This window comes from Streptomyces sp. NPDC030840, from assembly GCF_055572015.1.
The window spans coordinates 33,326-43,399 of record NZ_JBVIEE010000036.1; the positions used below are offsets into that span (position 1 = coordinate 33,326).

General features: G+C 72.3%; 5 protein-coding genes. 1 reads left to right on the forward strand and 4 read right to left on the reverse strand.

The genetic code is table 11. From position 1 onward, the window contains the following. Positions 1-40 precede the first annotated feature (40 nt). Positions 41-1,564, reverse strand: coding sequence for a VCBS repeat-containing protein (locus ACZ49J_RS42920; RefSeq protein ID WP_467456680.1), 1,524 nt, complete (start codon positions 1,562-1,564; stop codon positions 41-43). Between the two features lie 564 nt (positions 1,565-2,128). Between ACZ49J_RS42920 and ACZ49J_RS42925 the strand changes: the two genes are divergently transcribed. Further along, positions 2,129-4,561: an HAD-IC family P-type ATPase gene (locus ACZ49J_RS42925; protein ID WP_467456679.1), complete on the forward strand. Its 2,433-nt coding sequence runs from the start codon at positions 2,129-2,131 to the stop codon at positions 4,559-4,561. 20 nt (positions 4,562-4,581) lie between these two features. Here ACZ49J_RS42925 and ACZ49J_RS42930 read toward each other — a convergent pair whose 3' ends face one another. The 3 genes from ACZ49J_RS42930 to ACZ49J_RS42940 all read right to left on the reverse strand — a co-directional run bounded on the left by ACZ49J_RS42930 (position 4,582) and on the right by ACZ49J_RS42940 (position 9,548). After that, positions 4,582-4,983 carry a hypothetical protein gene (locus ACZ49J_RS42930; RefSeq protein ID WP_467456677.1) on the reverse strand — a complete coding sequence of 134 codons (402 nt, stop codon included), beginning with the start codon at positions 4,981-4,983 and terminating at the stop codon, positions 4,582-4,584. Between the two features lie 223 nt (positions 4,984-5,206). Beyond that, on the reverse strand, positions 5,207-8,338 hold the full coding sequence (locus ACZ49J_RS42935) for a sacsin N-terminal ATP-binding-like domain-containing protein (protein WP_467456675.1): 3,132 nt from the start codon (positions 8,336-8,338) through the stop codon (positions 5,207-5,209). A 280-nt stretch (positions 8,339-8,618) separates the two neighbouring features. Beyond that, positions 8,619-9,548: a DUF3027 domain-containing protein gene (locus ACZ49J_RS42940; protein WP_467456673.1), complete on the reverse strand. Its 930-nt coding sequence runs from the start codon at positions 9,546-9,548 to the stop codon at positions 8,619-8,621. Positions 9,549-10,074: the final 526 nt, after the last annotated feature.

The following is a 10,074-nucleotide window of genomic DNA, read 5'->3' on the forward strand; positions in this document are numbered from 1 at the left end:
GAAATCCCCCGGACTGCGTACGCCCTCGTCGTCGGGCTGGTCAGCGGATCACGGAGCCGAAGGCCTTGCCCTCGTCCGGAATCCCGTCCGCGCCCGGCTTGAGCGTGCGGACGGTCCCGGAACCTCCGCCGACCAGGCTCCACGGCGCCACGTACGCGACGCCCTTCTGCACACCCGCGGTCTTGCTGTACGGAACCCCGACGTACAGGTCGCTCGGAGTGGCCCCGAGTCCCGTCCCCGTGAAGTCCCGCGCCTCGGCGGCATCCGGCAGGCCGTCCCCTCGGGTGAGGATGCGGTCCCCGGAGCCCGGCGCCCCCAGCCCCGGCAGCACATGGACCGCGCCCGCGTTCTCCGTGGTCCCCACCTCCTGGTTCGGCACGCTCACCGCGAGCTTGACGGTGGCTGGGGTGCCCACCGCACCCGGGCTGGTGTTGGCGAGCGCGACCCGCTGGCCGAAGAAGTCCGCGACGACCGGGTCGCCCGCGACATCGGAAGTGGACCGGTGGATCACGTTCACCTCGTCGACCGCATCCGTGGACTTGATCTGGACGACCGTCACGGCACCGGCATCGGTGACGGTGCCGACGTCCTCGTTCGGTGTGCCGATCGCCAGCAGAGCGTCCGTCTCCGACGCGGCGCCGGAAGGCCGGTACGGAATCATCGCCAGCGCGGTTCCGAAACGGTCACCGCTCTCCGCGACACCGGACACCAGTTCGGCGTGATTCTCGTCCAGTCCGTCCAGCGAGGTGGGCCGGCCCTCGGTGAGGGTGTGGTTGAACAGCGTGGCGGACCCGGCGAACGACTCTTCGCCGATCGCCTCGCCCGGCGCCCCCACGGCGAGGTAGCGGCCGGTCGACGCCAGCGTGTACCCGAAACGGTCGTTGGCCTCCGCCACGCCCGGGACCCCCGGATCGTCCTGGTTGACAGTGGTCTTGGTGGTGCTGCCCTGCACGTAGTGGATGCAGCCCGCGTCCGAGGCCGTGCCGATGGACTCGCCCGGCACTCCCACGGTGAGGAACGACTTGCCGCCGGTAGTCCTGCCGGCGGCCAGCGCGAACCCGAACAGGTCGCCGGCCTCGGTGACGGTCGTGTCGTCCAGACCGGCCTGCGTGTAACTGTCGATCGGGGACCCGGCACCGATACCCGAGGGCGTGCCGTGGATGACGTACACCGAGCCCGCGTCAGCCTGAGGCCCTTCGGCCGGGGTCACGTCCTCGTAGGGGGAGCCCACTGCCAGGTCCGTACACCCGTCCTGATTCGCGTCATAGGCGGCGATCGAGTAGCCGAACTTGTCCCCCGCTTCCGGGTTGGCCGACATCCCAATCAGCGCCTGCGAGAGCTCGGAGACTCCCTTGCCTCCACCGAGCACCACACGCACCAGTCCGGCCTCGGCCTGACTTTCCACCGTGGCCAACGGGTCGGCTACCGCGATGTCCCGGATGCCGTCGCCGTTGAAATCCGACTCCGTCCCGCCGGAGCAGGCGTCGGCCGCCGCTGGGTGCGCCCCGAACGAGAAGGAGCCGACCACGGCCCACAGCACAGACGCCAGTCCAAGACTGATCACACGCGCGCCCCCACGCGCGCCCCACCCCGACTCCACAATCCCCACCCAGAGTTACCAAAGTTCCACGAGTGGAGTGAGTTAATGCGCGCGAGGTGCATCACGTCAAGTGCGTTAGGTCACCGAAAACCGCGACAACCGAGCCGCGAACTGGGGAAACGCGCGGCAATGCCCGCTTATGCACCCCTCGCCGACCCACCGCCACTTTGATCACTCTCTGCAGTCACCACATGCAGGAACCAGCCACCTCAGAGTCACCGAACAGGCCCGGACGATCACCTTCACACACGCTTCCTGCACTCTCGCGGCACCTATTACTCACAGGTAGCTCACATGCGATCCATCTCCGCGCCCTGTCCGCCGCCCCAGCGCGCTCGCGATCAGAACCAGCCACCGCTCCCCCGCCCCCACTACCGAACGCAAGGGACGACGGTCCTCCGGACGTCGATACGCCCATCGGTCGACAACAGCCCGCATACAACCACCGCACCACCCCCCTCCTCCCCAAGTCGGATCTTCCGCCCACTCAGCGAGTCAACCCCCACATCCGCACGTAACGTCGAACGCATGACGTACATCAACGCGGGCGCGGAACTCGATCCCGTGCATCCCGTTCCCCTTCCTCCCTCCGGGCGGGCGGTCGGGCTGACCGCCGCCGAGGTGGCCGAGCGGGTGGCTCGCGGTGAGGTGAACGACGTTCCCGTGCGGAGCAGCCGCTCCGCCGTGGACATCGTGCGGGCGAACGTCTTCACCCGGTTCAACGCGATCATCGGTGTGCTGTGGCTGATCATGCTGTTCGTGGCGCCGATCCAGGACAGCCTGTTCGGGTTCGTCATCCTGGCGAACACGGGGATCGGGATCGTCCAGGAGTGGCGGGCCAAGAAGACGCTGGACTCGCTGGCCCTCATCGGGGAGGTCCGGCCGACCGTGCGGCGGGACGGGGTGGCCGCCGAGGTCGGTACGTCGGAGATCGTGCTCGGGGATCTCATCGAGATCGGGCCGGGGGACAAGATCGTCGTCGATGGCGCGTGCGTCGAGACCGACAGCCTCGAGGTCGACGAGTCGTTGCTGACCGGGGAGGCAGATCCCGTCGTCAAGCAGCCGGGGGACCAGGTCATGTCCGGCAGCTTCGTCGTCGCGGGCGGCGGGGCCTTCAAGGCGACCAAGGTCGGGCGCGAGGCGTACGCGGCGCAGCTCGCCGAGGAGGCGTCCCGGTTCACGCTCGTGCAGTCCGAGCTGCGGTCCGGTATCTCCACGATCCTGAAGTACGTCACCTGGATGATGGTCCCGACCGCGATCGGGCTCATCATCAGCCAGCTCGTCGTGAAGGACAACGACTTCAAGGACTCCGTCGCCAGGACCGTGGGCGGAATCGTGCCCATGGTCCCGGAGGGGCTGGTGCTCCTCACCTCCGTCGCCTTCGCGATCGGGGTGATCCGGCTGGGGCGCCAGCAGTGTCTCGTGCAGGAGCTGCCCGCCATCGAGGGCCTCGCCCGCGTCGACACGGTCTGTCTCGACAAGACGGGCACGCTCACCGAGGGCGGCATGGACGTCACCGAGCTGCGGCCGCTGGACGGCGCCGACGAGTCGTACGTACGGAAGGTGCTGGCCGCCCTCGGCGAGTCCGACCCTCGTCCGAACGCCTCCCTCCAGGCGATCATCGACGCCTACCCGGACGGCGACGACAGCTGGCGCTGCACCGCGTCCCTGCCCTTCTCCTCGGCCCGCAAGTACAGCGGGGCCTCCTTCAGTGAAGCCCCCGGCGAGGGCGAGGGCGACGGCGCGTCGAGTACGAGTACGAGTACGTGGCTGCTGGGCGCCCCCGACGTGCTGCTGGCCGACGGCCACCCCGCGCTCGCCGAGACCGAGCGGCTGAACGAGGACGGGCTGCGCGTGCTGCTGCTCGTGCGGGCGGTGCGGGACCTGGACGCCGAGGACGTCACCCACGAGGCCCGGCCCACCGCGCTCGTCGTCCTCGAGCAGCGGCTGCGCCCGGACGCCGCCGACACACTGCGCTACTTCGACGAGCAGAACGTGGCGGCCAAGGTCATCTCCGGCGACAACGCGGTCTCCGTCGGCGCCGTGGCCGGGAAGCTGGGCCTCAGCGGTGAGGTGGTGGACGCACGGCGGCTGCCCGCCGAGCGTCACGAGATGGCGGACGCCCTCGACGCGGGCACCGTGTTCGGGCGGGTCACCCCGCAGCAGAAGCGGGACATGGTGGGCGCCCTGCAGTCGAAGGGGCACACCGTGGCCATGACCGGCGACGGCGTGAACGACGTACTGGCCCTCAAGGACGCCGACATCGGGGTGAGCATGGGGTCCGGGTCGGAGGCCACCCGGGCCGTCGCCCAGATCGTGCTGCTCAACAACAGCTTCGCCACCCTGCCGTCGGTCGTGGCGGAGGGGCGGCGGGTCATCGGCAACATCACGCGGGTCGCGACGCTGTTCCTGGTGAAGACCGTCTACTCGGTGCTGCTGGCGATCCTGGTGGTGTGCTGGCAGGTCGAGTACCCGTTCCTGCCCCGGCACCTGACGCTGCTGTCCACCCTGACGATCGGCGTCCCGGCCTTCTTCCTCGCCCTCGCGCCCAACAAGGAGCGGGCGAAACCGGACTTCGTGCGGCGGGTCATGCGGTACGCGATCCCGGGCGGCGTGGTGGCGGCGCTGGCGACCTTCGTGACGTACCTGATCGCGCGCCACTACTACACGGGCCCCGGCTCACTGGACGCGGAGACGAGCGCGGCCACCCTCACCCTGTTCCTGATCTCCCTGTGGGTACTGGCGATCATCGCCCGCCCGTACACGTGGTGGCGTCTGGCCCTGGTGGCGTCGATGGGCGCCGGCTTCGTGCTGGTGCTCGTGGTGCCCTGGTTGCAGCACTTCTTCGCGCTGAAACTGGTGGGCGCCGCGATGCCCTGGCTGGCCGTGGGCATCGCGGCGGTGGCGGCGGTCGCCCTGGAGTTCCTGTGGAGGTGGGTGGGCCGCCGCCTCCCCGTGTGACGGCGACTGACGTCGCGGGGCTAGAACCGGCAGATGTGCGGGGATCCGCCGCCGCTCAGGTGGGCGTCCCACACCCAGCCGCTGCCGGGGATGTACGACCAGGTGTTTCCGTAGCTGTTGACCACGTAGCACCTCACCGTCACCGATTCCCCCGGCGAGAGGGTCTGGACCGCGTCGCACGCACCGTACGGCCCCTTGCGGACCGGGGCGGGGTCGGCGACGTAGTCCGTCGTGGTGTTCGGGTTGTCGCTGGCCGTCGGCATGCCCAGGTTCCAGGGGCAGGCGGCCGCAGCGGCGGTACGGGGCGCGTCGCCCGCCGAGGCCGCGGCCGGTGAGCCGAGGAATCCGAGGGTTCCGAGGGTTCCGAGGGCGGTCAACGACAGCGCCGCTACAGCTGTCCGTACGTGCGTCGATCTGGGCATGGTTGTCCCTTCGGTCGTACGCGGAAACGTATGGCCACCCCACTATGGAGCGGGAGCGCGGACCGCACGGGCACCTCGGGCTCGAATGGCGGAAACCACCCCAAGTGTGTCTATTCCATGTCCGCCCGTGCAGTCGCTCAGTGCGCACTGTGTCTCAGGTGCACACTGTGCTCTCGGTGCACACTGTGCTCTGCTCTCGGTGCGCTCTGTGCTCTCTGTGCTCTCAGTCGAACCAGCGGTCCCGTGCCAGCTCCTCCGTCCTCGACGGGTCCTCCAGCAGCGCGGCGACCTCGAAGCGGCGCGGCCACTGCCCCGCCGCCCAGGCGAGCCCGGCGGCGACACCCTCCAGGGTCGCGGCGTGCAGTACACCGTCCCGCGTACGCCGCCAGTCCAGTTCGACCCCGTCGACGACGAGTTCCTCGTGCTCGACGTACGAGGCCGGGGTGGCGGGGCCCAGCAGTACCCGTACGGACTCCGGTACGTCGTGCTCGGTGCCCTCGGAGTCGACCTCGCCCGTCACCGACTCGCTCAGCCGCCGCACCTGGAACAGCTCGGCGAGATCGGCGGCCCCGGACGGCCTCACGGGCAGCAGCGGCACCCCGCCCGTGAACGGCAGCAGGTCGGGCGAGTCGACGACCACGGCGTCGGCCGCGTCCACGACGACGACCTCCCCGTCCAGCACGGCCCGCAGCTCGTCCGGCAGGGTCACCTGCTCCGGGTCGAGGTCGGCCAGCGCGCCGTAGAGGGCGTGGAGCTGGGCGGACGTGACGTGCCGCTCCGGGTCGGCGAGACGGTCGAGGAGTTCGGCGGCGCCGCCGGGCTCGTCCAGCAGGGCGGCCACGGACGTGCGGACGCCGAGCGCCCGCAGGACCTGCTCGTCCTCGAAGCCGGTGGCGTCGGCGTCGTCGTACAGGCCGTGCAGGAGCGGGTCGCCGCCGGCGGCGCGCAGCCCGGCCGGACGGCGTCCGCCGAGCACCGGGTTCCCGCGCAGCCACCACGCCGTGTAGGAACGGACGATCTCGTGGGTCCCGTCCGGCAGCAGGACACGCACCGGCTGGGTGAGCGCGTCGCGCAGCGGGGGCCGCGAGAGGAGGGCGAGGGCCTGCGGCCAGCGGTCGTCGTCCACGAGGTCGAGGTCCCGCACGGCGACGATCTCGGTCGCGACCGGCGGCACGGGCGTGTCCGGGAGCCGGTCGAGGACGTCCTCGCACCACACGTCGACGGCGTCGAGGAGGCCCGCGTCGTCGGGCTCGGCGAAGTCGCCTTCCCGCGGCTCCAGTTCGTCCGGATCGAGGACGACGTCCGTGGCCCGTACGAGCAGGAAGTTCGCCAGCACACCGCACGCGGCCAGCGGCTGCTCGCCCCAGCGCTCGGCCAGCTCGGCGTCCACCGAGGCGAGTTCGTCCTCGCGCATCACCTGGGCGAACGGGCTGCCGGGGAGGACCAGCTCGCCCGCGGGTGCGAGCTCCCCCTCCTCGTCGGGAAGGGCGAGGGCGCCGAGCCAGGGTTCGTCACCCGGCCCCAGGCCGGCGTCGCGGACGAGCCCGAGCACGATGTCCGCGAGTTCCTCGGCGTCGGGGGCGTCCTCCTCCCAGGCGCCGGTGTCCTCGTCGAGGGAGGCGGCCACGGCGGCCCGCACCTGCGGGGTGGTGAGCACGGCGCGGGGTGTCGCGGGCAGCGCGCCCAGCTTCTCCAGCAGCGGATGGGCGGCGTCGGGGTGGGCGACCTTGAGGCCGAGCCGGGCCAGGGCCTCCGGCTCGATACGCGCCTCGTCCGGCGTGGGCAGCAGCACCTGCCGGGGCCCGATCGTCGTACGGCCGTCGGCGAGCGGCACGGGCAGCCCGGACAGCCGGTCGGGGTCGACCCCGGCGAGGCTGTCGTAGAGCCGCCGCCACCAGCCGGGCGCCTTCTCCAGCCCGGCGAGACGGTCGACGGCCTCGGTGAGCGGAAGCCGGGCCACGCCGAGGGTGCGCAGCTCCACGCGGCGTTCGAGCCCGGCCGGCAGGAGACTGGGGAGCACCTCGGCGAGGACCCGTACGGTCTCCGCCCCGGCGCCCTCGACGACCTCGGCGTCACGGGGGCGGAGCGCCTCGGGAAGCTCGTCGCCCTGGCCGGGCTCGATCGTGGCCGGGTCGATGGCCGGAGGCAGGAAGGCGGTGCGTGGCAGCCGGTCGAGGATCGCCTGCCGCAGCGCCCCGTCGAGCTCGCCCTTGCCCAGCGGACCGGGCACGAGGTCGATGATCCCGGGCGTCACCGGGCGCCAGTCGGCGAGGAGTTCGGCGTACGCGTCGGCCGCGCGCTCCACGAGGAAGCCGGTCAGCGGGCCGGGCGCGGCGTGGCGGCGCGTGGTGTCCAGCGGGAGCGAGGCGATGAGCAGCGCGGGCACGCCGAGCGGCTCGTCACTCGGGGTGGGCGCGTGCACGACGGGCGCGGTACGGGGGCGGACCGGGCTGCCGTCGGCGTCGATCGGGACAGCCCAGGTCACGGACCAGAAGGGGCGCAGCCGCTCCTCGACGGGCCGGTCGGCGAGGAGCGCCGGATCGAGGGGCCCGGCCTGCGAGACCGTACGCCAGTAGGTGGTGCCCTCCCGGGAGTCCTCGACGGTCACGCCGTGCTCGCGGGGCCGGCGGCGCAGCGTACGCGTGCCGTCCCCGACCTCGACGACGACCTCGTCCAGGCCCGGCAGGGCGAGCAGCAGCGCGTCGTCCACGCCGTTCAGGAGCCGCTCGGCGAGATCCTCGGCGGCGGCGTCCCGCAGCGGCAGGATCACGACCGTGTCGTACGACTCCGGGGCGCTGCCCTCGGCCGCGAACGGCAGCCGCAGCAGGGGTACGTGGCCGTCGCGCCGGCGGATCTCGTCACCCAGGCCCGGGCTGTGGCGGGCGATGTCGGCGGCCAGTTCGCGTGCCTCGGCGAGGGACCAGCGGACGCCTCCGTGCCGTCCGACGACGGCGGGCTCGTCGGTGACGGCCAGCACGGCGGCGAAGCCGACGCCGAACCGGCCGACGGTGGCCTCGTGCGTGTCCCGCTTGGCGGAGGCGCGCAGCGTGGACAGGGACTCCACGCCGGTCGCGTCGAGGGGTGCGCCGGTGTTGGCGGCGACGAGGACGCCGTCACGGAGGGTGAGACGCAGCCGGCCCGGCACCTTGGCCCGGGCGGCGGCGTCGGCGGCGTTCTGGGCGAGCTCGACGACGAGCCTGTCCCGGTAGCCGCCGAGTACCAGGTCCTCCTCGGCGTTGGCGTCCTCACGGAAGCGGGCCGGGCTGGTGGCCCAGGCGTCCAGCACGCCGCGCCGCAGGCGGGCCGTCCCGAAGGGGTCCGCGCCCTCGGCCGCCGGCCGCACGAACTTGCTCACGGTTCACCTTCCATGTCGGGTGGGGGGACGAAGGTACCGCGTGTGAGGCGCGCGGTGGTTTCCGGAGGTCGTTCGCCCCCGCCGCCCCTACCCGTCCCATCACTGGAGGGCTACGCCCCCCAGACCCACCTGTCGGCCTGCGGCCTCGTCCTCAAGCGCCGGACGGGCTGGTTTTCCAGCCCCTCCGGCGCTTGAGGAGCGGGGTCCGGGGCGGAGCTCCGGGGATGGGACGGGTAGGGGCGGCGGGGGCGAGAAAAACCCCTGGCCCGCACGCACCCGCCTACGAGTGCCCCAGCTCCTCCGACGACTCGTCCGCCGCCGCGACCGGCACCGACCCCGAGTCCGGCGACGGCCGCAGCGGGAAGTGGTCCACTTTCGTCTCGTCGATCACCGGCGGAGCCGGCCGCGGCGGCTTCGGCATGACCGCGGCCTCCGAGTGCCCCCCGCACCCGTACGACAACGACACGACGCGGCCGTCCGCCGGGGAGAACTCGTTCGCGCAGACGCCGAACGCCTGGCCCAGCGAGCCGCCGATGGGGGCCAGGAAGCCGCAGCTCACGCAGGACGCGGGCGCCGCCTGCGCCATGGCCGACTTGGAACCGTAGTTCTCCTCCCAGCGGTCGGCCGCACTGTGCAGCCCGTAGCGGGAGAGGACCCGGGCGCGGCGCATGCCGATCTCCTCGGCGACCGCGGCGATCGAACCGCGCACGGGCGCGACCGGCAGGTTCGCGGGCACCCCGGCCGTGACCTCGGCGTCCTCCGCCTCCACCAGCTCGGCCATGTCGTGGGACACGGCGGCGTTCGGCGCCGGCTCGTCCTCGCCGGAGAAGCCGGGCTCCAGACGCAGGTCCTCGGCGTCGGTGGGCAGCAGGTCCCCCGGACCCATGTCACCGGGGCGCAGGCGCTCGCTCCACGGCACCCACTCGGGGGCGAGGAGGGCGTCGGGGCCGGGCAGCAGGACGACCTCGTCGAGCGTCACGATCTTCGCACGGGATGCCCGCGCGACGGTCACCGCCCAGCGCCAGCCGCGATAGCCGAGCTCCTTGCACTCGAAGAAGTGCGTGACAACGCGGTCCCCCTCGGAGATGAGCCCCGCGTGCTCGCCGACGACACCTGGCGCGGCGGCCTCCTCGGCGGCGGCGCGGGCGAGGTCGACGGCCTCCGCGCACAGACGGTCGGGGGTACGGCTTCGCGTTGTCGCTGCGCTCACAGGTATCGCTTCTCTCCTACGCCGTCTCATAGCGCGCCATCCCTCGGCGGGGGCGCGGACGGAGCGGACCGGGGGACCGCGTCGACGTCCGTGCGTCCGCGCTCGGGCGCACTTACGTCATCCATTCTGCGCCATGCGGGGGCACTGCGTGGCACCGACTGTCCTGTAGGGCGCCGTGACCGTGCGGGCACCCGGAGTGGGGGCACCACGCGGGGCTGTGCCCCGGCCCCCCGGTTCACACCAGCCCCATCATGTCGTGGATCCATGTGCGGGCCGGCCGTGGCTGATCACCCCCACGCGGCGGAGCCGCAAATCGACACAGCCCCGCGCCCCTCGGCGGGGGCTGCGCCCTCACACCCCCGATCAACACCAGCCCCACCATGTCGCCGGTCAACCGCAGACCGTCCGTGGCTGATCACCCCCACGCGGCAGAGCCGCAAATCGACACAGCCCCGCGCCCCTCGGCGGGGGCTGCGCCCTCACACCCCCGATCAACACCAGCCCCACCATGTCGCCGGTCAACCGC

What these genes read in the sequence shown, in the direction of transcription:
- ACZ49J_RS42930 (WP_467456677.1), bottom strand. Translation starts at nt 4,983, where the DNA reads ATGCCCAGATCGACGCACGTACGGACAGCTGTAGCGGCGCTGTCGTTG.
- ACZ49J_RS42925 (WP_467456679.1), top strand. Translation starts at nt 2,129, where the DNA reads ATGACGTACATCAACGCGGGCGCGGAACTCGATCCCGTGCATCCCGTT.